Genomic DNA, 22783 nt, shown 5'->3' with positions numbered 1-22783 from the left:
TAGACTTAGTGCGAAACCAGGTACGACATCGTTTCAGCCATACAATGCAGAAATCCCTGAAACGCTGGTATCGCCAGTGGAAGATCGAGTTAATTGAAAGACGATCCCGATTGGCGTGATCTATACTACGGGCTCTGGTGAGGCCTTACGCTCTTCGATCATCTGAGCATCCCGACCCTTCAGCCACAAGCCAAACTCCTTGACCACGGCCACCACCTTCTCCAGGCGGCTCCCATCTTCCGTCAGCGAGTACTCGACTTTCACCGGAACAGTCGGATAGACCGTCCGCCTGATAAGACCCGCCTCCTCCAGCGCCCGCAGATCAAGCGTCAGCATTCGCTGCGAAATGCCAGGCATCAGCCGCCGTAACTCGTTGAAACGCTGTGGCCCATCGACCAGATATGACACGATCAGCAGCCGCCAGCGGCCTCCCAGCAAATGCATCGCCTCCTCGACGGAGCAGCCTGTCACAGTCTTTTTCATGGTGCATACCTCATGGTTGCGGCGGTATAATTTTTGTACCTAGATGTCAAACTTTTCCGTTCTTACTATTACATACCAAGGAGACTACATGGTTCAGCGGCGGCCATTCCACGCGAAGGCTGCACTGGAAAACACCATGGAGCCCACTCGTGAAACTGTATTACCTGCCCGCTAGCTGCTCGCTCTCTCCCCATATCGTCATCAACGAACTCGCCCTCGACGTCGAACTGATCAGGGTGGATCACACCACGCACAAGACCGAAGCGGGATTGGATTTCCATGACATCAACCCGCACGGTTATGTCCCCCTACTCGAACTCGATAACGGTGATCGCCTGCGGGAAGGACCCGCCATCGTTCAATATCTGGCGGACTTGAAGCCTGAGGTTGGACTCGCCGCGCCGGCTGGCACGATGGAGCGATACCGATTGCAAGAAATGCTCGGTTTCCTGTCCACGGAGATCCACAAGGGCTTCATTCCACTTCTCTATGCGCGATTGGCTGGAAACTATGTCGAGACGGCAAGGCCGAAGCTTGAAAAGCGTTTTCAATGGATCGATGCACATCTCGCCGATCGCCCCTTCCTGATGGGGGATCACTTCACGGTTGCTGACGCCTATCTATTCGCGCTGACGGGATGGGGCCAGGCCGCCTGGCTCAAGTCCTATTACAAAGCCGGCATCCATTTTGACGAATTACACAATCTCGAGGCCTGGTATGCCCGCATGAGGCAACGCGATGCGGTTCGAAAGTCGATCGAAGAAGAGGGCCTAGCCTTCTAAGTGCCTCCCCGTTTGGCTTACCGGGGCACACTCAACTTGCAAGAGATCCAAATCCGGAGTGACCTCGCCTCGGGCCATGGGTTTTGCAGTTCAATCCCGGCGTGCGCCGGAAACGCCCGATTTACCCCATCAAATGGACGCAAAATCTCCACTGGAGATGGAAAAATGATTTGCGCGACGCAATCCTGCTTTCGCTGCGACGGCGTCCCGCCATATACATTGCTGCATTGCAAAATCCGCATCGCTAGCACGCTACCAATATGGCTCTAATCGATTATATCGACCTTAGCGGCTTCGAGGTTTCGCGTCTCCCGTGACACCTCGGCAAGCCGCTGCCAGCTCGTATCTCGGTCCGTTCCCGGTCGAATATCGCAGCCTGGCAACAACAATAACCGAGGATAAGAAAGTGGCTGGACCAGTAACAAGCTCTGCGACCACCAGCGCCCGTGCATCCGCACATCAAGGCCAGGGCAATTATCAATTCGCGCTTATCGCACTCACCTCACTCTTTTTCATGTGGGGCTTCATCACCTGCCTGAACGACATTCTGGTCCCGCACCTGAAAAGCGTCTTTCAGCTCAACTACACGCAAGCGATGCTTGTCCAGCTCTGCTTTTTCGGCGCGTATTTCATCGTGTCGCTGCCGGCTGGCGCACTCGTAAAACGCATCACCTATAAATGGGGCATCGTTGTCGGCCTCTCGATTGCGGCGGTCGGCTGCGCCCTTTTCATTCCGGCCGCCAGCTATCGCGTCTACGCCCTTTTCCTGGGCGCACTCTTCGTGCTCGCCACCGGCATTACGATCCTGCAGGTCGCCGCCAACCCCTATGTCACCGTATTGGGACCTCCCGATACCGCCGCCAGCCGCCTCAATCTAACGCAGGCCTTCAATTCGCTTGGCACGACGATAGCACCTTACTTCGGGGCGCTGCTGATCCTGTCCGCTGCGACGGTCGCAGCCACCAACGCCACCCCTGAACAGATCGACGCCATGCGGCTTGCCGAAGCAGACGCAGTCAAATTCCCCTATCTGTTGCTCGCCGTAGCCTTCCTGATACTTGCCGCCATCTTCGCAGCATTGAAACTGCCCGAAGTCGAGGATGAGGAAACTGTCGAGCCCATGCGCGGCGGCGGCTCAGCCTGGCAGTATCGTCATCTCGTGCTCGGCGCAGTCGGCATCTTCCTCTATGTCGGCGCAGAAGTCAGCGTCGGCAGCTTCCTCGTCAACTTCCTCAGCCAGCCCGATATCGCCCATCTTTCCGAGGCCGATGCCGCCCACTATGTTTCCTATTTTTGGGGTGGCGCAATGGTCGGCCGTTTTGTCGGCTCGGTGATCATGCGTCAGATAGACGATGGCAAGGCACTTGCTTTCAACGCTGCTATCGTCATCATCCTGCTAGTGGTAACCGTGCTCACCACGGGCCACGTCGCCATGTGGTCGGTGCTGGCGATCGGCGTGTTCAACTCGATCATGTTCCCGACGATCTTCAGCCTGGCGCTGCATGGGCTCGGCAAATATACGAGCCAGGGATCCGGTATTCTTTGCCTCGCCATCGTCGGCGGCGCCGTTCTGCCCGTTATCCAGGGCGGCCTTGCCGATACGATCGGCATCCACCTCGCCTTCCTGATGCCGATCATCTGCTACGTCTATATCGTCTTCTACGGGCTGAAGGGCCACAAGCCTGCGTAAGGCTTTGCCAACCATTGTGCCTCGCCGCGTCATCGGCGGGGCGCATGGGGCTTGATCCGAGCCGCGTCGCTTGGCATCGTGCAGTGCAACAAGACGGAAGGACAGGCCTCATGAAAGCACTGCTGCTCATTGACATCCAGAACGGCTTCTGCCCGGGTGGCAACCTGCCCGTCCCGGAAGGAGATCAGGTGGTGCAAGTTGCCAACAAGCTGATCGACAGCGGCAAATATGACCTCATCGTCGCATCGCAGGACTGGCATCCGGCCGGCCACGGCAGCTTCGCATCGGCCCATTCCGGCAAGAAACCTTTCGAAATGGGCACGCTCTCCGGCAAGCCGCAGATGATGTGGCCCGACCATTGCGTGCAGAATACCGAAGACGCTCGTCTCCATCCCGGTCTCCATATCGATGCCGTCGACTTCATTCAACAAAAGGGTCAGAATCCGGCAGTCGACAGCTATTCGGCTTTCCGCGACAACGATCAGGCAGCGCTCACGGGCCTGGCCGCCTATCTGCGCGGCAAGAGCGTGACCGAGCTCGACCTTTGCGGGCTCGCGACCGACTACTGCGTCAAGTTTTCTGCAATCGATGCGGTCGAGATGCTTCCAGGCGTCACCGTCCGCTTCATCGAGGATGCAAGCCGCGGCATCGATCCCGCCGGCGTCAAGGCTGCGATCGAGGAGATGCGGGTGCGGGGCGTCGCCGCGATCGACAGCAGGGACGCGCTTGCCTAATATCAGGCACGCGGAGCTAAACCTTCTCTAAGGAAAATGATGCAGACTGCTCCCGATCAATGAAATACCGGGGCGTTCGCGTGCAATCGATTACCATCAACGGGCGGTTTCTTGGCCAGCCATTATCCGGCGTGCAGCGTTTTGCACGCGAATTGACGCTGGCGCTCGATAGAAAGGTCGCGGCTGGCGCCGTGCCGGCCGCATTGAAGGGCGCGAGATGGCGCTTGGCTGTGCCGCGCAATACGCGCGTCGACATCGATCTTTCAGCCATAGAAGTCGATTCCTTCGGCTCTGGCCCCGGTCATATATGGGAACAGACATCGCTGCTTTCTCGCTCACGCGGCAGCCGGCTGATCGGCTTCGGCGGCAGCGGCCCTCTCCTGCATCGCCGCCAGGTGGTGGTCATCCATGATGTGACCATCTTCCGGCACCCACAATCCTTCAAGCGCAGCTACCGTCTGCTGCATGGCGCGCTCGGCACGGTGCTCACCCGCACGGCGAAGATCGGCACGGTTTCGGAATTTTCGCGCGACGAACTCGCCTCCGTTTTCCGGGTTCCCGCGGGCGGCATCGATGTCGTCTACAACGCCGTCGATCATTTCGCCGCCATTGAACCCGATCAAGCTATCATCCAGCGCCTCGGATTACAAACCAACGGCTTCTTCCTTCTTGTTGGCACGATGAAGCCGAACAAGAATCTCGATTTCGCCATCCGGGCTTTCGAGGCGCTCGGCGACGAAAATCAAAAGCTCGTGGTGGTCGGCGGCACCGCACCAACCGTATTCAAATCGGAAGGTCCGCAATCCAACGACCGACTCCTCTTTCCCGGCCGTCTGACGGATGCTGAGATCGCCGCCTTGGAACGGCACGCCACTGCCTTCGTCTTCCCAAGCCTCTATGAAGGTTTCGGCATCCCGCCGTTGGAAGCCATGACGCAGGGCTGCCCGGTTCTGGCGGCTGATATCCCCGCAGTCCGCGAAGCCTCGGGCGATGCGGCGCTCTACTTCGATCCCACCCAACAGAGCGAGCTTGTCGCCGCTATGCAGAAGATTGCCGCAGATGGCGCCTTGCGTGACGATCTACGCCGACGCGGCCACGAGAATGTCAGGCGCTTTTCCTGGAACGGCAGCGCGGAGCGCGTGCTGTCCATGCTGGCAGCGCTTTGACGGATCTAGGTTCGGGCCTGCGGCCGAAACATCGTGACGAAATAGCAGTGAAGGCCGAGCAGGCAGAACAGAGCGCCGCCGCCGACGCCGATCGCCACCGAGATCCAGAGCGAATACGTGAATCCGATCGTCGCAAGCACCGGCACAGCAAGACCAATTGCGGAGAAAATGACTGGCCGCCAGTTGAAGTTGAAGGGTAGTAAGGCGAGTATCCTCACCCCGATCACCAGTGTCACCAGCGCCCCGATCATGCCACCGCACATGAGGGCGCCATCGTCGAATGAGCCGAAGTAGCCGCCGAGCAGCGTCCCGGCGTTCAGCAGCACGCAATCGATCAGCGCCAACAGGAAAATCGCCAGCAATCGGCGCTGAAGATGCGCAGGTGTCGGCAACATGTTCAACGTCAGCGCGCGACACACCGAAAGGCCGATGATAAAAGGTGCACTCGCAAGAAATCCGTCGCGCAAGCCCGCTGAAATGGCCAATTGCGCTATGGGTTGCAACAAGGCGAAAATCCCTGCTGCGGTCATCAAGGTCAGACCGGTCAGCAGCGAATAATAATCTCCAAGCAGCTTACTGAACGCAGGAGTTACCCCTTCGCGATCGTGGGAGGCAACCACATCCGGATATTGGATGGCCTGCAGCGCAGAAACGATCAGCACGAACGGACGCTGCAGCAAATCGAGTGCCAGCAGTGCGCCTGCAGCCCCTCCTGCCCCCAAAGCGGCCGTCAGAATCGACTTCAAACCCAATGGTGCTAGTAGGCCGAGCACCGAGGCGCTGGCCGCAACGCTGCCATAGACAAAATGCTTGCGGATCAGCGGCGACTCCAGGCGCGCTGCCTCGCGCAGACTGTCCCTGGTCAGAAACGCCGCCCATAAACCGTAAGCAAGATAGCCGGCGAGCAGTCCGACGATGGTGCTTGTGAAGTTCGGAGCTGCGATTGCTCCTGCAAGCGTACCGACAGCAAGAATGGTGGCGCGCGATCCCTGTAGTCGTGAAAAGGCACGAAACTCCTGACGAAAGCGCAGCATGGTGAGATGAAGATCGCTTCCGCCCTGCAGAACCGCAACAACGCCGCCAAGCATCGCAGTCTCGGCAGGAACCGAAAAGAAGATCGATGCGGATGCGGCGACCAGGCAAATCACTGCGCATGCAGCAAACTCTACCATCAGCGCCTTTCGCTCCGGGGCTTCGCTCCCGGGCTCAGAGCCCGGATAGAACCGGCTGCAGGCATGGCGGATCCACTCGAAGCAAAAGATCGCGGCAAACTGGCTGATGGTGATGAAAAGCGAATAGGCCGCATAATCCGCCGGCGTAAGCAAATGCGCGACCGCGATCAGCAGCCCGAATGCCACTGCCGCCTGATAGAAATATGCTGCCAACGCTACGATCTTTGCCATGCGGGCAGCTAACAGTAAAAGATTGAGAAAAGCGCTAATCCGGAACGGAAGAGTCCGCAGCCGGGAGATCATCGCGTCGGCTGCACCCGACCAGGAAAGCGGCGCCGCCAGCGTCGGCACAGGCTACCCTATTTCCGTCTTGCCTCCTCGCCCACCCAGGCAATGACCGTTTCCAAGGCTGCCGATTTCCGATAGCGCGGCCACACGAGGTAGAAATCGGAAAGGCCGCTCAGCGATCCCTCGATGATCTGCATCAGCCGCCCCTCAGCCAAATCTCGCGCAACGAAATCGCGATTGGCAAGGACGATCCCCTGCCCGGCAATGGCCGCCTCGATGGCGTGCGACGTCTGATTGAAGCTGATGCCCTTATAAGGCGCCTGTGCCGCGCCGCCCAAATGCCTGTCGATGAATTCCGGCCAGGAATTATGCGCGTCATGGAGAAGTACGTAAGCCGCGAGCTCCTCAGATGTCCTGGGCGACTCCCGATCCCGCAGCAGCACAGGGCTGCAGACAGCGATGATCTCCTGCTCGAAGAGCAGCTCTACCGCCAGTCCCGGGCCGAATGGCGGCCGTCCATAACGCACGGCAAGATCGACTCCATCGGCCTGAAAGCTGGACATGCGCTCGGTCGCGAGGATGTGAAGATCGAGGTCGGGGTGACGGGCCGTAAAGTCCGGCAGGCGCGGGATCAGCCATTTCGACGCAAAAGTCGGCGTCGTGCTGATGGTAAGCCTGACGGGTTGCGGCCTGAGATCGCCGGTCGCTTGCGCGATAATTTCAAAGGCGCGCCTGATGTCCGCGAAATAGCCGCGCCCCTCGCCCGTCAGGACCAGGCTCCGCGGCATCCGCTCGAACAGTTTGACGCCGAGCTCCGCCTCAAGCCCTCGCACCTGCTGAGCCACCGCCCCTTGCGTGACCCCGAGTTCCTCGGCGGCAAGCCTGAAGCTATGATGCCGCGCCGCCACCTCGAACGCCTTGAGGCCATTGAGAGAGGGAAGTTTACCGACCGAGCCATCCATGTGATAGTTTTTCTACTGTCAAATAAGAACGCAACTGCTTCGCTCGCGCGCGAGAAAGATGATATTCCACCGGTAAATTTGAAGCAATCAACTCTACCGTAACGAGACAACGGAGGAACCGAAAATGTCGATAGAAAAAGTGGCTGTTATCACCGCAGGCGGCAGCGGCATGGGTGCCGAAAGCGCCAGACGTCTTGCAGCCGATGGCTTCAAGGTGGCGATTTTGTCGTCCTCCGGAAAAGGCGAAGCGCTGGCGCAAGAGCTCGGTGGCCTCGGCATCACCGGCTCCAACCAGTCCAACGACGATCTCAAGCGGCTGGTCGAAGCGACCATGGAAAAATGGGGAAGAATCGATGTGCTCGTCAACAGCGCCGGCCACGGCCCGCGCGCGCCGATCCTGGAGATCACCGACGAACAATGGCACACCGGCCTCGACGTCTATCTGATGAATGTCATCCGTCCGACACGCCTCGTCGCCCCCATCATGCAGAAGCAGAAGTCCGGCGTCATCGTCAATATCTCTACCGCCTGGGCCTTTGAACCCTCGCCGATGTTCCCGACCTCCGCAGTCTTCCGCGCGGGCCTTGCCTCCTACACGAAGATTTTCGCCGACACCTATGCCGCCGACAATGTGCGGATGAACAATGTCCTGCCCGGCTGGATCGACAGCCTGCCGGCCACCGAGGAGCGCCGCGAGAGCGTGCCGATGCAGCGCTACGGCACCAGCGCCGAAATCGCCGCCACGGTCGCCTTCCTCGCCTCCGACGGAGCCGGCTACATCACCGGCCAGAACCTAAAGGTCGACGGCGGATTGACCCGCTCGGTGTAGTCTCCTTGAGACATGACACCATTTCGCTTTCGCTCCCCTTTTGGGGAGCGTTTTTATGAGGAAGGGATAACCGAATTAGGTCGCTTCGGATCGAAGGCATGCCATCGCTCCGCAACCCTTGCAGCGCACCATTTGCTCGCCGGATGACAGCTAACGGTCCCGATAGTTTCTCTAGAATTCAGTGCTGTAAGGTGCGAAAATGGAAACAAACACCCGGTTCGGGATGGTTTGACGTCCCCAGAATTTGCTTTTTTGCACTGCACACGTTAGAAGGCCCCCGCGAATTCGAGGGACGGAAACGGGTGGTGTGAGGCGGCACTGCTTGGGAGGAGGGTCACTATGGATGTCATCAGCACGATAGCCACCTTGCGCGAACGGCTTGCCGAGCATCGCAGATCCGGTCGCCGGATTGGCCTGGTACCAACCATGGGTTATCTGCACGCAGGCCATATGGAACTCGTTTCCCGCGCCAAGACAGAGAACGACGTTGTCGTCACCTCGATCTTCGTCAATCCCTTGCAATTCGGTGCCAATGAGGATCTGGCGAAATATCCACGCGATCTTGAGCGCGACAGCGCCATGCTGCGCCAGGCCGGTGTCGATTTCCTCTTCGCGCCCGAAGTTGCGGACATGTATCCACGCCCCATGGAAACCGTGGTCGACGTGCCCACTCTCGGTGCAGAGCTGGAAGGCGCGGTGCGCCCCGGGCATTTTGCCGGTGTCGCAACCGTCGTCACCAAGCTCTTCAACATCGTCCAGCCCGATAGTGCCTATTTCGGCGAAAAAGACTATCAGCAGGTGGCGATCATCCGCCGTATGGTCGAGGATCTTGCGCAGCCGGTGCGTGTCGTGCCCGTGCCGACCGTCCGCGATGCGGATGGTTTGGCTCTGTCCTCGCGCAACGTCTACCTCTCGAAGGAAGAGCGTGCCGCCGCCGCCATCGTGCCAAAGGCGCTTGCGGAAGCCGAGAGGCTCTACGCTCTGGGTGCAGACGATCCGGAAGCTTTCGAGAATGCTCTGCGCGGTTTCATCGAGAGCGAGCCGCTCGCGACTGCCGAAGTCGCCGCCGTCCGTCATCCCGACACGCTGGAGCTCTTGACGAAACTTCAGGGGAATCCTGTCCTCGTCGCGCTTTTCGTGCGCATCGGCACCACCCGCCTGCTCGACAATAGCGTCATCGGCCGCAAACCGTCCGCCAACGAAAGGACTGCCTGAGATGAGCACGGTCGGACATACCAGACGCCGGACGCCCGCCGCCATTGCAGCCATGAAAGGCACGCGTCCCATCGTCAGCCTGACGGCCTATACGACGCCGATTGCCCGCCTCCTCGATCCCCATTGCGATCTCCTTCTGGTCGGCGATTCCCTCGGCATGGTGCTCTACGGCATGGAGACGACCGTCGGCGTCACGATGGAAATGATGATCGGCCACGGCCAGGCTGTCATGCGCGGCACTAAGCACGCCTGCATCATCGTCGACCTGCCGTTCGGCTCCTATCAGGAATCAAAGGAACAAGCCTTCCGCAGTGCCGCACGCATTCTGAAGGAAACGGGCTGCGATGGCGTGAAGCTGGAGGGCGGTGAGGAAATGGCCGAAACTGTTTCCTTCCTTACCTCGCGCGGTATTCCGGTCTTCGGCCATGTCGGCTTGATGCCGCAGCAGGTCAATATGACCGGTGGCTACCGGTCTCTTGGACGCTCGGATGAGGAAGCGGACAAGATTCGCCGCGATGCCAGAGCAATCTCCGAAGCAGGGGCTTTTGCAATGGTGATCGAAGGCACAATCGAGCCGCTGGCACGCGAAATCACTGCCGCCATCGCGATTCCCACCATCGGCATCGGCGCATCCGCCGCCTGCGACGGGCAGATTCTCGTTTCGGACGACATGCTCGGCTTGTTCAACGATTTCAAACCGCGCTTCGTCAAGCATTTTGCCGAGCTGGCACCTTTGGTTTCGAAAGCCGCCGAAGCCTACGCCGAGGAAGTAAGGGCACGCACCTTCCCGGCCACGGAGCACACTTTCCAGCCGAAGAAATGAGATCCGGTCAGCCCTTTGCAGGCTCCTTCTCCAGCAGATAGATCGCCTCGCCGAAGTCTTCCATTTTACTCATAAACGTCGCATGCGCGTCGCGCAGACCCTGATTGTAATAATATGGTCCGATCTCCGCTGTGAGGAAATCAAGCAGGAATTCGGCCGGCAGCGCGCCGAGCGTCTGGTCGAGTTCTTCTGAAAAATAGCGCTGCAGGCGCCCGGTGATGACCAACTTCTCTTCCTTCGTGAAGGTGATCTTCTTCATGCTTCGTATCTCCTATTTCACAAGCAGGTTCAGGGAACTGCTTCAAGAAAATCAATTAATCCATCAAGTAAATTGAATTGCTGCTTCCACTCGCACGGCTTACAGCTCCCGCCATTGAACAGCGCTCGGGGGCAGATTCGCAAGGGGCGAGGCATTTCACCTGGCGCTTGATCTGCGGGCCGGACTGCAAAAGCGGCATCCGGGCGAAAGCACCGGGTTTTCCACAAAGGATAGAGCGGACGATGAGTCGCGCGGATTTTCTCGAAGGCATGAAGGGCGGCATCGCCGTCGGTCTTGCTGCGGCGCCCTTCGGTGCCTTGTTTGGCGCGTTGGCGCGCGACCAGGGCATGTCGCTCGGCGAACTGACGCTGATGAGCGGCACCGTCTATGCCGGCGCCAGCCAGATGGTGGGCCTCGACCTCTTCGGTCATAACGTCGAGGCGTGGCTGATCGTACTGTCGATCCTCGCCGTGAACTTCCGCCATGTGCTCTATTCGGCTGCCATCGCGCGCTATATCAGGCACTTCTCGGTGGTGGAAAAGTTCTTCACCTTCTTCCTGCTCGTCGATCCGCAATTTGCCGAAACGATCAAGCGGCATGAAAGCGGCAAGGCAGTGACCTTCGCCTGGTACATGGGCTTTGCCGCGATGGTCTATATTCCCTGGGTGGTGATCAGCTTCATCGGCGGTCTGCTCGGCAGCCTGATCGGCGATCCGAAAGCCATCGGCCTCGATATCCTTTTGCCGATCTATTTCCTTGGCATCGTCATGGGCTTCCGCAAGCGGGACAACTTCCTGCCCGTCGTGGCCGCCAGCGCCGTGGCGTCGGCCATCGCCTATCGCTATGTCGGCTCGCCCTGGCATGTCAGCCTCGGTGCACTGGCAGGCGTTGCTCTTGCCGCGGTGCTGCCGCCGGTGAAGGCGAACCGCAAGCCCGATATAGCCCACGAAAGCCACGAGGTCTGACCATGTTCGATTTCAATTCGCATATGGTCCTGCTGATCGCCGCCGCGGCCGTCGTGACCTTCCTGACGCGAATCGGCGGCTACATCCTGATCGTCAAGATGACCCGCATTCCACCGCGTGTCGAAGCGGCGCTGAACGCTGTTCCTGCAGCCGTCCTGACGACCCTCGTCGCGCCCGCCTTCTTCATAGGCGGTTGGGATACGAAAGTGGCCATGCTCGCAGCCCTTCTTGTCGGCCTGCGCTTTCCCTCGACCTATATGCTGGTCGGGGGCTGGGTCATCGTGATGGCATGGCGCCATTCTATCGGCGCCTGAGACGTTAAAAAGCCCCATCCCGCTTTGTGCCGGGATGGGGCTCGCGCCTTTTAGTGCTTCAGCTCGAGCGTGGCATTTTCAAGCCATGCGCGGATGTCGTGATCGTGGATCAGCGGCATCAAGGCTTCGCGTGTTCTGGTGTGATACTCATTCAGCCAATGCAGCTCCTCATGCGTCAGCAATTCGACGAGAACCAGGCTGCGGTCGATCGGGCAGAAGGTCAGCGTTTCAAAGCCGAGCATCGGCATGTCGCCGCCTTCGATTTCCTCCGGATCGCGGATGTAGATCAGGTTTTCGATACGGATGCCGAAATGACCCGGGCGGTAGTAGCCGGGTTCATTGGACAGGATCATGCCGGGCAGCAGTTCCTGCACGGCAAGCCGGGCAATGCGTTGCGGCCCTTCATGCACGGAAAGATAGGAACCGACGCCATGGCCAGTGCCATGGGCATAATCGACGCCCGCCTTCCAGAGCGCTATGCGCGCCAGCGGATCGAGGTCGCAACCGCGTGTGCCCTTCGGGAACCGCGCCATGCTGATGGCGATCATCCCCTTCAGCACCAGCGTGAAGAAGCGCTTCTGCTCTTCAGGGACCGCGCCGATACCGACTGTACGGGTGATATCGGTGGTGCCGCTGATGTATTGCGCGCCTGAATCGATCAGAAACAATTCGCCCGCCTTAATCAGCCGGTCGCTCGCCGTCGTCACGCGGTAGTGGATGATGGCGCCATGCTCACCGGCGCCGGAAATCGTATCGAAGGAAATATCCTTAAGCGGATTCTGCATGCTCTCGCCGACGCGGGCGCGGCAGGCTTCCAGGCGTTCGGCGGCGGCAATTTCCGTCACCGTTCCCGGCTTGCTCGTCTCGAGCCAATAGAGGAACTCCACCATGGCGGCGCCGTCTTGCAGATGCGCGGCTGCGGAGCCGTTAATTTCGGCAGCATTCTTGCAGGCGCGCGGCAATTTGGCGGGATCGCTGCCTTCGACGATCTCGCCGCCCTCGCCGCGGATGATGTCCGTGAGAGCATAGGGAGCCAGATCCGGATCGACGAGAATGCGTCCGCCATTGGCGGCAGCCGCAGCGAGGCGCTTGGTGAATTCAGCAGGCGGCAGCTGCTTGCATATCTGCGCAAGATAGGCTTCGGCCTCGACCTTGGTCTTGCGCTTGTCGAGAAAGAGCTCCGCTGCACCCTCGGCATGGATGATGGCACGCGCCAGCGGATGCGGCGTATGCGGAACGTCGCTGCCACGAATATTGAAGATCCACGCGACCGACGACGGATCGGTGATCAAGACCGCCTTGAGGTTCTTTTCTTTGAGATTGGCCGCGATCGTCGCGAGCTTGTCCTTGGCGAGAACGCCCGCCTGACCGATATCCTGAATGATGACGCCGCCGAGCGGCTCTGCGGGACGATCCGACCAGAGCTTATCGAGTGGATTATGCGAGAGGAACACGAGCTTGCCATCGATCTCGGCTAGAGCCTTTTCCAACCGCCGCACTTCCGCGCCCGTATGCAGCCAAGGATCTATCCCCAGGCGGAATCTCTTCTTTGCATGGCGCGGCAGCCAGACATGCGGCGGCTCGTTCACCAGATCGCCGCCTGTGAAGACGCTTCCATCGACCTGCTCGGCAAGCTGGGTGACATAGCGGCCGTCCACGAAAACCACCGCCTGGCTATGTGTCACAAGCGCAACACCTGCCGAACCAGTGAAGCCGGTCAGCCATGCCAGGCGCTCCGAGCATTGGGGTACATACTCGCCTTGATATTCATCGGCACGCGGCACCAGGAAGCCGTCAATACCGAGATCGCCGAAGACGGCACGCAGGCCGGCAACGCGCTCGCGGCCGAATTGCGGGGTGGAGGTGACGTCAAAAGACTGAAACATAGCTTGATCCGAGACTGATGGAGAATCCGTGAAACTGAATGGTGCCAGTATGTTAGAGCATCAATGCTCGAAGTGCGACGTGATTTTCCAAGCTCTGTGAAAACTATCGATGCGGTAGCTATTCGGCAGCCCTGCCCCGCTCGTATCCTTCACGATGCCGTTAACGAATCCGCCCATTTCATGAGCATCGTCTTCTGATTGTGACATCTTCACGGCAGACAATATGCATATGGCGCATAGCTCCCATGAAGCCTCCCCCCTGCCACTCAGAGGAACGAGTCGCTATATCCGCCGCATCAAACGGGGTTCACGAAGAACCAGCTCGAACTAAGGACTAAAGACAATGCCTATCACTCGCTCCGCATATGTTAGCCCGGCGCTGGCTGGCGAGCGTCGCACCGTACGCCACTCCGTCGGCGCACTTCGTCAGCTCGAAGTCGAAACCGCACGGGCAATCGGCGCAAGCCGTGGCGATCGCCGCTAAGAGTTTATGCGCTACGCGTTCTAAGCAGATCGCGGTCCGGTTCTCCTCCTCCCTCCCGGATCATGATCAGAACGCTAGAGCCCGCTTGAGCACTCCTCCACACACGCTCGCGGGCAAGATCGGCGAAAGCCGATCTGAAGGCGGTGCTTCGGCACCGCCTTTTTTGTTTCCTCTGGCCAGAATCACGTCACGTCAAGAAAAAGCCGGCCGGCTCAGGGCCGGTCGAGATGAATGGTGACCCAGCCGTTGCGCCAGATCGTCCGGACGTGACGCAGCTTGGCGCCGTTGTAGGCGGCGAGTACCTTCCAACGCTGCTCAGCCAGGATGCCCGAAAGAATGACCGAGCCGCCCGGCGCCAGATGCGCGACCAGCTGCGGTGCCATCTTGATCAACGGACGCGCCAGAATGTTGGCTATGATCAGATCGAAAGGCCCATGACGCGAGAAAGCCGTGGAATGAAAGCCCGGCGCAGTCTCTAGCGTAACGCCTGAGGCAATCCCGTTGCTGCGCACATTCTCGCGGGCAACGCGAACGGCAACCGGATCGATATCGGTCGCCAGAACCGGAATATTGCGCAGCTTGCGCACGGCAAGCGCCAGCACGCCGCTGCCCGTGCCGAGATCGAGCGCGTTGCGCACGCGCCGGCTGGCAAGAACCTTCTCGATCGTTTCGAGGCAGCCGGCCGTGGTCCCATGATGGCCCGTTCCGAACGCCTGTCCGGCTTCGATCTCAATCGCGATATCGCTCGCGCCGACCTTGTCGCGATCATGCGAACCATGAACGAGGAAGCGCCCGGCACGGACGGGCTTCAGTCCCTCAAGCGATTTTGCGATCCAGTCGATATCGGGAATGACTTCCTTTTGAACGGATAAACCCGGAAACGTCGGCTTCAGGAGCGCCTCGAAACGGCTGCGGACGTCCTCTTCGTCATCGGCATAAAGATAGATGGAGGCTTCCCAAATATCTTTCTTCTCGTCGATCTCGGTCGTCGCGATCGGCAGTTCCTCATCCTCGAAAACCGGCGTCATCAGGTCGAGGATCTCTCCTGCCTCTTTCTCGGTCGTCGTCACATAAAGGCGGATTTCGCTCAACTCGTCGTTCTTTCTTGTTCTTACTCGGCCCAATCGATCCACGGCGGCCTTGGCGTATCGTAACCGGCTATGCTCCGAAGCAGGGCTCGTCGCACTGGTCCGAAGCCCAAAAGCAGCGGCGCAAAGAAATTGCGCGCCGCAATTGCCAGCGGATTTGTCATGGTGATCAGTCGCGTCAGGCCATAAGTCTGCTTCAACACTTGTTTTACGGCGGGAATTCTCAAGGCCGAATACTCTTGTTCGCGGCCTTCCGCAATGAGCCAGGCAAGCCAGCAGGCATCTTCGATACCGAGATTCATGCCGCGGGCGCCGGCTGGCGAATGGATATGAGCGGCATCGCCTGCCAAAAACACGTTGCCTTTGGCCATCGGTTCGACATGGCGAAAATGAATGCGAAACTGCGAGGCCCAGATCCTCTCGGCAATCGCGGCCGGATGAACGATCCGGTTTTCGAAATCCTCCAGCGTCGAAATATAGCGAATGACATCGGATGCCACCGGCAAGCGACCGATCATGCCAGGATCCAACACCGAGACATCACCGAAATGGGTATCGACAGGCTCCGCATAGCGAAAATCGACAAGATAGAAATAGGCCTCCAGCGCCTCGCCCGGAAAGCCTGCGCCCATGGCCTTCCGCACGACGGAATGGGCGCCATCGGCACCGACCAGAATATCCGGGCGAACCGTCTCCATTGTACCGTCCGGATGTCGAAGCGTAACCTCCGGCCTCTGCAAGTCGGCGATCTCGCCTGCAACGATCGCCGTTTGCCATTCAGGCGCGATGCCGTAGCTCGCAAGCGCTGCCATCAGCAGGCGCTCCGTATGCCCTTGGGCCAGGCAGCGAATGGCACTGAAGCGGCCGCTCACCTGCCTTGGATCCAGCTCGAAAAGCGTCTTTTCGCCGGAATGGAAACGGAAACGATCGATGGATTGGGCAGCTTCGATAATGCGCTCCGCGACACCGGAGGGAGAAAGCAATGTCAGCGTGCGGGCGTTGACCCCAAGAGCGCGGCTCTCTTCAGCGGGCGTGGGGCCGGAGCTATCATCGACGATGCGTGGTACAAAGCCGCGCCGGGCAAGCTCGAGCGCCGCGGTGAGACCGGCAGGCCCGGCTCCTGCAATCAAAATGGATCTTCTTTCTTTGCTAGCCGCGGTTCCCATTCAAGCCCCTATCCCTTCTTGATCAGCTTCTCCAGCTTTTTCACTGCCACATCCGGATCCTCTTGATAGGCAATTGTTCCGGCAAAGCCGCCGGAAGCATCGAGAAGGAAGACCGAGGCCGTGTGATCCATCGTATAGTCGCCGTTCGGCTGCTTCTCATCCGCCGGCACCTTCTTAGCATAAACGCGGAAGCCCTTGACCATGTCCATCACCTTGGCCGGATCGCCGGAAATACCTGTGATGCGCTTCGAAACGTTGGAAACATATTGGTTCATGATTTCAGGCGTATCGCGCTCGGGGTCGACGGTGATGAAATAGGCATTGAGCTTGCTGCCATCCGGGTCGACCTTCTCCAGCCAGCCGTTCAGCTCGAACAGGGTCGTTGGGCAGACATCCGGACAATGCGTATAGCCGAAGAATACGGCCGAAGGCTTGCCGCGAAACGCCTGCTCGCTGATCGGCCGCCCACTCTGCGAAACCAGAGTAAAGGGCACGCCGTACGGCCCTGTTGCAGCGACATTCGGCGCCTTGCCGCCCCCGAAGCTCAGCCAGCCCAATATGCCGGCGACGATCAATACGGCCACCCAGACACCAATTCGCACGCTTCTCATGACTGCCATTCCTCATCCAACCCCGGCGACGGCACCCGAATGAGGGTACGGCCGATATACCAATCGGTGTAGCCGCTCGAAGTTGAGGACGCAATTCAAGAAGATGTGCCGAACACGCTGAAATTGCCGCAGCAGGCAGCCTTACCCCTACCGTTGCATCCCGACACCCGCGTTCGCTCCCCCGCCAGGCTAGCACAGATAAATTCCGTTTCAGTGTTAAAGCAATCCTAACCTGTCCACGCGAACATCTACGGCAGATGTCGCGTTCGACTTCGGCCATGCCGGAATACGCGGCAAGCCGATTTACGTCAGAAGGGCATGACGCCCGCCGGAACAGCCAGGCGTTTCCCGCCGACGCACCGGACGCTGTCGCTGCTCAAGCCGCGCCAGCCGATCTCTCTTTTCAATTGCCAGCGCCTCCTGCCAGCGGCGCCAAACGGGAAACCCTCAATCATGACGAACGCCATCAAACAAGCCGGCGCTTATCTGGAAATCGTCTCCTTCCACCTCGGCGATCAGGAGTTCTGCATCGACATCATGGCCATCCGCGAAATTCGCGGCTGGGCGCCGGTGACGCCGATGCCGCACACGCCACCCTACGTGCTTGGCCTGATCAATCTGCGTGGCGCGGTGATCCCGGTCATCGACATGGCCTGCCGTCTCGGCATGAAGATGACCGAGCCGTCCGAGCGCTCTGCCATCATCGTCACCGATATCGCCGGCAAGCTTGTTGGCCTTCTGGTCGAACAGGTTTCCGACATGATGACCATCAAGAGCGAGGATCTGCAGCCGGCACCGGAAATCATTCCCGAAACGCAGCGCGCCTTCTGCCGCGGCATTGTGGCTCTGGAAAAGTCGATGGTCTGCTTCCTCAACCTCGACACGATCATTGCCGACCAGCTGGCACAAGCTGCATAACTTCAATAAGTTAGCGCAAACAAAAATCGCCCTGGAGCCTCGCTTCAGGGCGATCGATTTTTGTGTGACCAGCATTGGCAGGGGTGTAGCCAATGCGCCAGTCATGCAGGCCGTGAACAAGCGGAAGAGTCACCTCCCTTGTTCGTTTTCGAAAATGCATCAAAAAAGTGCAAACCGAAAGCAACCAGAAGGAATTCGGCAACCCAAGAGTAAGACTTTTTTTGGTATTTATTGCCCTGTCGGCCAGGACCGAGATGCTCGGGCGGCTCTATTTCGGCTTGCCATTCTTCCAGTTCACGTTCTGACCGAAGAGCGGTATGGTCGAGATAGCCATCTTGGCAGACCCGTCCGCCAACTGGCGCGAATGGATGAGATAGACCAGCGTATCGTTCTTCTTGTCATAGATGCGGGTGACGACCAGCTTCTTCCAGATCAGCGACAATCCGGCGCGAAACACCTCTTCGCCACTCTGCGACAGATTGATATTGCCGATCTCGATCGGTCCGGTTTGGCGGCAGGCGATGGAGTTGTTCGAAGGATCCTCGAACCAGTTGCCCTTTCGCAACCTGTCGATAACGCTGCGGTCGAAATAGGTCACGTGGCAGGTGATGCCTGAAACTTCCGGATCCGGCACGGCGTCGACCAGAATATCGTTGCCAGTCCAGTCCACGCCGACCTTGCCGACAACCTCGGCGGACGCGGAAAAGGGAGCAAGGGCCAGGAACGACGCAGCAATGGCGGCACAGAACTTCAGTGAGATCATCGATCATCCTCCATCATCAGCCGCCGGGAGCTTGCGCGGCACCGCTAACGTAAGATGGCAAATGACCGATGCAAGGGACCCCAGCCCACAAGCAGGCTTGTCAATGGGCAGCGACGGCAGCTGCGGTCATGAAGCGCCGTCGCTCAACATATTCAATACGGAACTTTACAGTGGCTTTGAACCAACGACACGCGTGAAAACGAAAGCCTAAAGCGCCGGAAGCGAATCTCGGAGATCGCGATGCGCTTTAGACAAAATTGCGCTTCTCGACATGCGAGGATGACTCTCACTTGTTCGCGATGGCAACCTTTCCGGTCTCCAACAGCGACTTGAGATTGGACAATATCTTCGGCCAACCGCCGGAAACGGCCTCGATGAACTTGGAGTTCTCGACGTCGATCGTGTGAGTAACGGTCAGCTTCACGGCGTCGTCCGCCGGCTCCAGCTCCAAAATACAACGCGACCAGCCTTCGACCTTCAAATCCGAACGCCATTCGTTCCGCCATTTGAAAGCGAGGCGCTTCGGCGGATCAAATTCCGAGATTTCTCCAAGATCGGCAACGCGGCCATCAGGAAAAAGCATCTTCCAGGGCGAGCCAACCTTCCAATCGGTCTCATGCGTCATGTCGAACCAATATTGCCTGATGAATTCCGGCGTCGTCAGCGCCGACCAGAGTTTCTCCGGCGAAGTGCAGATGAATGTGACGTAAACGAACTTGCTTCCAGTCATGTCATTTCTCCTTGTTTCACTATTCTTGCTTTGGTGGTTACGAACCGCCCTCGCCTTCGAGAGCCCGTTTCAAGGCCGAAAGCGCGCTTAGCTGCCGGCGCTCGAACTTGTTGATCCAGCGCTCGGCAATCTCGTTGATCGGCACCGAATTGATGAAATGCAGCTTCTCCCGCCCCTGCTTCTCCGTCGACACAAGATTGGCCTCCTCCAGAATGGCGAGGTGCTTTGCCACCGCTTGTCGGGTCATAGCGAGATCCTCACAAAGCGCGTTCAGCGTCTGGCCGTTTTGCTCATAGAGCCGGTCCAGCAACTGCCGCCTGCTGGCATCCGCCAGAGCTTTGAACACTGCATCGTCATTCATAGAAATACGGAACCATTTGGTTGCCTATTTTCTTCTTATAAGCAACCAAATGGTTGCCTGTCAAGATGCCATCCAGGGACACTCTTGCGAACGGCGGGAGCAAAATTGACGAGATGCAATTGACAATAGTGGCATAGCATCCGATCATCGCCTCATGATCGCACTTCGCGCCACAGTCATGCATCTTATCACCATCTCTCCCCTTGCAGGGCGAGTGGAAGCTGTGTTGCGCTGAGCTGACTGCGATCCATCTCAACCCTGCCGAGGCGAGCAGGGTTGACGCTCCCTAGCTCTCCTCCCCAAAACCAAGGAGAGCCAATGTCTTTTGAACAGCAAGAGCCCGTCAAGCGACGATCCGGCGCAGTGCGTCCGGTCACGATCCGCGCGACCCGGGTGTCCGATGCCGAAGCAATTGCGGCAATCGCCAATCTTCCCGGCTTTCGCGCCGGCACCCTGCGCCTGCCGTTCCAAAACATCGAGGAAACCCGGCAATGGCTGGAGAAGCCGTCACCCAACTCGACCGGCATCGTCGCTGAAGTCGATGGGCAAGTCGTCGGCAGCGCCGGCCTGACGCGGCTTTCCGGCCGACGCATTCACATCGGCCAGATCGGCATGGGCGTGCACGACGATTTCACGGGCAGCGGCATCGGTTCAGCGCTTCTGGGCGCGCTGATTGACACCGCTGACAACTGGCTGGCGATCAAGCGCCTGGAATTGACCGTCTATGCGGACAACATCCCGGCGATCGGCCTCTATGAGAAGTTCGGCTTCGAAACCGAAGGGCGGCTGCGCGCCTTCGCATTCCGCAACGGCGAATTTGTCGATGCGCTCACAATGGCACGGTTGAGATTCTGATCGATCAACGGCGGCAGGATATGGTCACGCCATCCTACCGCCTATCCGCCGATCAGATCCAGCCACTCGTCCTCGGTCAAAACCTGGACGTTGAATTCCCGGGCCTTGTCGAGCTTCGAGCCGGCCCCCGGGCCAGCCACGACGATGTCGGTCTTCTTCGACACGGAGCCGGAAACCTTTGCGCCGAGGCTCTCTGCCTTGGCCTTGGCTTCGTCGCGCGTGAACTTCTCCAGCGAGCCGGTGAAAACCACCGTCTTGCCGGTCACTGGACTGCCCGAAGTCACCGGCTGTTCGGCTTCCTGCGGCTGCACCTGCTCAAGAAGCTTGGCAATCACCTCGGTATTGCGCGGCTCCTTGTAGAATTCGACGATGGCGCGCGCCACCACCTCACCAATGCCCTCGATATTGTTGAGGTCGTTCCATGCATCGCCTGAAAGCGGAGCTGCTTCCTTCATGCTGGCTTCGAAGGCATCATAGGTGCCATAGGATCGCGCCAGCAGCTTGGCCGTGGTCTCACCGACATGGCGGATACCGAGCGCGAAAATGAAGCGATGTAAGGCGATCTGGCGCCGCTCATTGATGGCCGCGTAAAGCTTGCCGACGCTGACTTTGCCGAAACCGTCGATGTTCTCCAGTTTTGCCAGCGACGTCTGCTGTCGCGTCTCGAGAGTGAAGATGTCAGGCGCGGTCCTGATCTGCAGCGCCGGATCCTCGCTCTCGAAAAAGAAGTCGATCTGCTTCGAACCGAGGCCTTCGATATCGTAGGCATTGCGGGAGACGAAATGCTTGAGATGCTCGGTCGCCTGCGCCCGGCAGATGAAGCCGCCGGTGCAGCGGGTGACGGCATCGACCTTGCCGGTCTTTTCGTTGATATCCCGCACTGCATGGCTGCCGCAGACCGGGCAAACCTTCGGAAACTCGTAGGACACGCTCGACGGCTCGCGTTTCTCCATCACGACATCGACGATCTGTGGAATGACGTCGCCTGCCCGTTGGACGATGACCATGTCGCCGACACGAATATCGCGGCCATCGCGGATCGGCTCGCCCTTGTTGCCGATGCCCTTGATGTAGTCGGCATTGTGCAACGTCGCATTGGTCACGACCACGCCGCCAACGGTAATCGGCTCCAGGCGCGCAACCGGTGTCAGCGCGCCCGTGCGGCCGACCTGGATATCGATGCCCACAAGCCGCGTAAATGCCTGCTCCGCCGGGAACTTATGCGCTGTCGCCCAGCGCGGCGAGCGCGAACGGAAGCCGAGGCGCGCCTGCAGTTCCAGGCTGTCCACCTTGTAGACAACACCGTCGATATCGTAGTCGAGGTCCGGCCGCTGAAGACCGATCTGCTCGTAGTGGCCGAGAATATCGGCTACGGAGTTCAATCGCGCCATGAGTGGATTGACCGGGAAGCCCCAGGATTTGAAGACCTGCACCATGCCATATTGCGTATCGGCCGGCATGTCCGACATCTCGCCCCAGGCATAGGCGAAGAATTTCAGCTTGCGGCTGGCCGTCACCTTCGCATCGAGCTGGCGCAAGGACCCTGCCGCCGTGTTGCGCGGGTTGACATAGGTCTGCTTGCCCTCTGCCTCCATCTGTGCATTGAGCGCGAGAAAGTCGCTCTTGGCCATATAGACCTCGCCGCGCACCTCGACGATAGCAGGCGCGTCTGCGGGCAGTGTCTGGGGGATTTCCTTGATGGTTCTGATATTGGCGGTGACGTTTTCGCCGGTCGTACCGTCGCCGCGTGTCGCTGCGCTCACCATGCGGCCATTCTCGTAGCGAATCGACATGGAGAGGCCATCGATCTTCGGCTCAGCTGTAAAGGCGATGGAGCTGTCCGGCAGGCGGCCAAGGAAGCGATAGACGCTGGCAACGAAATCCTCGACATCCTCCTGCGAAAACGTGTTGTCGAGCGACAGCATGGGCCTGGCATGCACAACGGGTGTGAAGGTCTCCGACGGAGCCGCACCAACCCTTCGCGACGGGCTGTCGGCACGAATCAAAGCCGGGAACCGCGCCTCGATGGCATCGTTGCGCCGCTTCAGCGCATCATAGTCCGCGTCCGAAATCTCCGGCGCGTCCTTGCCATGATAGAGCGCATCGTTGCGTGCGATCTCGGCGGCCAGATAGGCTAGCGCCGCAGCCGCTTCTTCTTCGGTCAAATTCTCGACGGGCTTCTGTTCGGCGCTCATGAATCTACACTCCCCGATTTCGAAGATGTTTTAGAGCACTTCGA

The 22783-nt window shown here is 59.1% G+C and carries 24 protein-coding genes and 1 pseudogene; 13 read left to right on the top strand and 12 right to left on the bottom strand.

Translation table 11 applies throughout. The features are described 5' to 3' along the window. Positions 1–47: 47 nt before the first annotated feature. Positions 48–141, top strand: a pseudogene (locus GGD46_RS34400) (GIY-YIG nuclease family protein); the annotation flags it as partial. Here the strand turns inward: GGD46_RS34400 and GGD46_RS11095 are convergent. Then, complete coding sequence (locus GGD46_RS11095; protein ID WP_184703828.1) at positions 121–483, bottom strand: helix-turn-helix domain-containing protein; 363 nt, start codon at positions 481–483, stop codon at positions 121–123. The pseudogene GGD46_RS34400 and the gene GGD46_RS11095 overlap by 21 nt on opposite strands. Positions 484–632: 149 nt before the next feature. Between GGD46_RS11095 and gstA the strand changes: the two genes are divergently transcribed. From gstA to GGD46_RS11075, 4 genes are all read left to right on the top strand, one after another. Continuing rightward, positions 633–1265 (top strand): glutathione transferase GstA, encoded by a 633-nt coding sequence (gene gstA, locus GGD46_RS11090; protein ID WP_184703827.1) that lies wholly within the window; start codon positions 633–635, stop codon positions 1263–1265. Positions 1266–1671: 406 nt separating this feature from the next. Then, positions 1672–2955 (top strand): sugar MFS transporter, encoded by a 1284-nt coding sequence (locus GGD46_RS11085; protein ID WP_184703826.1) that lies wholly within the window; start codon positions 1672–1674, stop codon positions 2953–2955. A gap of 110 nt (positions 2956–3065) precedes the next feature. Beyond that, the gene (gene pncA, locus GGD46_RS11080; protein WP_184703825.1) at positions 3066–3689 is read left to right on the top strand and encodes a bifunctional nicotinamidase/pyrazinamidase; all 624 of its coding nucleotides are present in this window, start codon (positions 3066–3068) and stop codon (positions 3687–3689) included. 80 nt (positions 3690–3769) lie between these two features. Then, a complete protein-coding gene (locus GGD46_RS11075; protein WP_184703824.1) occupies positions 3770–4855 on the top strand; it encodes a glycosyltransferase family 4 protein in 1086 nt (361 codons plus the stop codon). Between the two features lie 5 nt (positions 4856–4860). Here GGD46_RS11075 and GGD46_RS11070 read toward each other — a convergent pair whose 3' ends face one another. Together GGD46_RS11070 and GGD46_RS11065 are read right to left on the bottom strand one after the other, a co-directional pair. Continuing rightward, complete coding sequence (locus GGD46_RS11070; RefSeq protein ID WP_184703823.1) at positions 4861–6258, bottom strand: hypothetical protein; 1398 nt, start codon at positions 6256–6258, stop codon at positions 4861–4863. Positions 6259–6386: 128 nt separating this feature from the next. Next, positions 6387–7277, bottom strand: coding sequence for a LysR substrate-binding domain-containing protein (locus GGD46_RS11065; protein WP_184703822.1), 891 nt, complete (start codon positions 7275–7277; stop codon positions 6387–6389). 124 nt (positions 7278–7401) lie between these two features. On the opposite strand from GGD46_RS11065, the gene GGD46_RS11060 reads away from it, so the two are divergent. The 3 genes from GGD46_RS11060 (at position 7402) to panB (ending at position 10144) form a co-directional block, all read left to right on the top strand. Continuing rightward, entirely contained in the window at positions 7402–8106 is a 705-nt protein-coding gene (locus GGD46_RS11060; protein ID WP_184703821.1) for an SDR family oxidoreductase, read from the top strand. 339 nt (positions 8107–8445) lie between these two features. Beyond that, positions 8446–9321, top strand: coding sequence for a pantoate--beta-alanine ligase (panC, locus tag GGD46_RS11055; RefSeq protein WP_184703820.1), 876 nt, complete (start codon positions 8446–8448; stop codon positions 9319–9321). A gap of 1 nt (position 9322) precedes the next feature. Further along, a complete protein-coding gene (gene panB / locus GGD46_RS11050) occupies positions 9323–10144 on the top strand; it encodes a 3-methyl-2-oxobutanoate hydroxymethyltransferase (RefSeq protein WP_184703819.1) in 822 nt (273 codons plus the stop codon). 7 nt (positions 10145–10151) lie between these two features. Here the strand turns inward: panB and GGD46_RS11045 are convergent, their stop codons facing one another. Then, complete coding sequence (locus tag GGD46_RS11045) at positions 10152–10403, bottom strand: DUF2164 domain-containing protein (RefSeq protein WP_184703818.1); 252 nt, start codon at positions 10401–10403, stop codon at positions 10152–10154. 242 nt (positions 10404–10645) lie between these two features. Here GGD46_RS11045 and GGD46_RS11040 point away from each other — a divergent pair, with 242 nt between their 5' ends. After that, positions 10646–11368 (top strand): AzlC family ABC transporter permease, encoded by a 723-nt coding sequence (locus GGD46_RS11040; protein WP_184703817.1) that lies wholly within the window; start codon positions 10646–10648, stop codon positions 11366–11368. Between the two features lie 2 nt (positions 11369–11370). Beyond that, on the top strand, positions 11371–11682 hold the full coding sequence (locus GGD46_RS11035) for an AzlD family protein (protein WP_184703816.1): 312 nt from the start codon (positions 11371–11373) through the stop codon (positions 11680–11682). A gap of 50 nt (positions 11683–11732) precedes the next feature. Here the strand turns inward: GGD46_RS11035 and GGD46_RS11030 are convergent, their stop codons facing one another. Further along, complete coding sequence (locus GGD46_RS11030) at positions 11733–13568, bottom strand: aminopeptidase P family protein (RefSeq protein ID WP_184703815.1); 1836 nt, start codon at positions 13566–13568, stop codon at positions 11733–11735. A 343-nt stretch (positions 13569–13911) separates the two neighbouring features. Between GGD46_RS11030 and GGD46_RS11025 the strand changes: the two genes are divergently transcribed. Further along, on the top strand, positions 13912–14052 hold the full coding sequence (locus GGD46_RS11025) for a hypothetical protein (protein WP_184703814.1): 141 nt from the start codon (positions 13912–13914) through the stop codon (positions 14050–14052). A 212-nt stretch (positions 14053–14264) separates the two neighbouring features. On the opposite strand, the gene GGD46_RS11020 is transcribed toward GGD46_RS11025, so the two are convergent. Genes GGD46_RS11020 through GGD46_RS11010 form a run of 3 tightly spaced genes read right to left on the bottom strand, consistent with a single transcriptional unit; the run spans position 14265 to position 16917 of the window. Beyond that, positions 14265–15143 (bottom strand): 50S ribosomal protein L11 methyltransferase, encoded by an 879-nt coding sequence (locus GGD46_RS11020; RefSeq protein WP_184703813.1) that lies wholly within the window; start codon positions 15141–15143, stop codon positions 14265–14267. Positions 15144–15163: 20 nt separating this feature from the next. Further along, positions 15164–16306, bottom strand: coding sequence for an NAD(P)/FAD-dependent oxidoreductase (locus GGD46_RS11015; protein WP_184703812.1), 1143 nt, complete (start codon positions 16304–16306; stop codon positions 15164–15166). A gap of 8 nt (positions 16307–16314) precedes the next feature. After that, positions 16315–16917, bottom strand: a complete 603-nt coding sequence (locus GGD46_RS11010) for an SCO family protein (protein ID WP_184703811.1) — start codon at positions 16915–16917, stop codon at positions 16315–16317. Positions 16918–17370: 453 nt separating this feature from the next. Between GGD46_RS11010 and GGD46_RS11005 the strand changes: the two genes are divergently transcribed. Next, on the top strand, positions 17371–17835 hold the full coding sequence (locus GGD46_RS11005; RefSeq protein WP_034477031.1) for a chemotaxis protein CheW: 465 nt from the start codon (positions 17371–17373) through the stop codon (positions 17833–17835). A gap of 268 nt (positions 17836–18103) precedes the next feature. Here the strand turns inward: GGD46_RS11005 and GGD46_RS11000 are convergent, their stop codons facing one another. The 3 genes from GGD46_RS11000 to GGD46_RS10990 all read right to left on the bottom strand — a co-directional run bounded on the left by GGD46_RS11000 (position 18104) and on the right by GGD46_RS10990 (position 19689). Continuing rightward, positions 18104–18598: a CreA family protein gene (locus GGD46_RS11000; RefSeq protein ID WP_184703810.1), complete on the bottom strand. Its 495-nt coding sequence runs from the start codon at positions 18596–18598 to the stop codon at positions 18104–18106. 286 nt (positions 18599–18884) lie between these two features. Further along, the gene (locus tag GGD46_RS10995; RefSeq protein WP_184703809.1) at positions 18885–19328 is read right to left on the bottom strand and encodes an SRPBCC family protein; all 444 of its coding nucleotides are present in this window, start codon (positions 19326–19328) and stop codon (positions 18885–18887) included. Between the two features lie 37 nt (positions 19329–19365). Continuing rightward, positions 19366–19689 (bottom strand): ArsR/SmtB family transcription factor, encoded by a 324-nt coding sequence (locus GGD46_RS10990; protein WP_184703808.1) that lies wholly within the window; start codon positions 19687–19689, stop codon positions 19366–19368. 318 nt (positions 19690–20007) lie between these two features. On the opposite strand from GGD46_RS10990, the gene GGD46_RS10985 reads away from it, so the two are divergent. Further along, positions 20008–20544 carry a GNAT family N-acetyltransferase gene (locus GGD46_RS10985; protein WP_184703807.1) on the top strand — a complete coding sequence of 179 codons (537 nt, stop codon included), beginning with the start codon at positions 20008–20010 and terminating at the stop codon, positions 20542–20544. A gap of 41 nt (positions 20545–20585) precedes the next feature. Here GGD46_RS10985 and ligA read toward each other — a convergent pair whose 3' ends face one another. After that, positions 20586–22739, bottom strand: a complete 2154-nt coding sequence (ligA, locus tag GGD46_RS10980) for an NAD-dependent DNA ligase LigA (protein WP_184703806.1) — start codon at positions 22737–22739, stop codon at positions 20586–20588. Positions 22740–22783: the final 44 nt, after the last annotated feature.

The organism is Martinezella lusitana (assembly GCF_014207095.1).
In the GTDB taxonomy this organism is placed as follows: domain Bacteria; phylum Pseudomonadota; class Alphaproteobacteria; order Rhizobiales; family Rhizobiaceae; genus Rhizobium; species Rhizobium lusitanum_B.
This window is presented reverse-complemented; position numbering and strand designations above follow the sequence as displayed.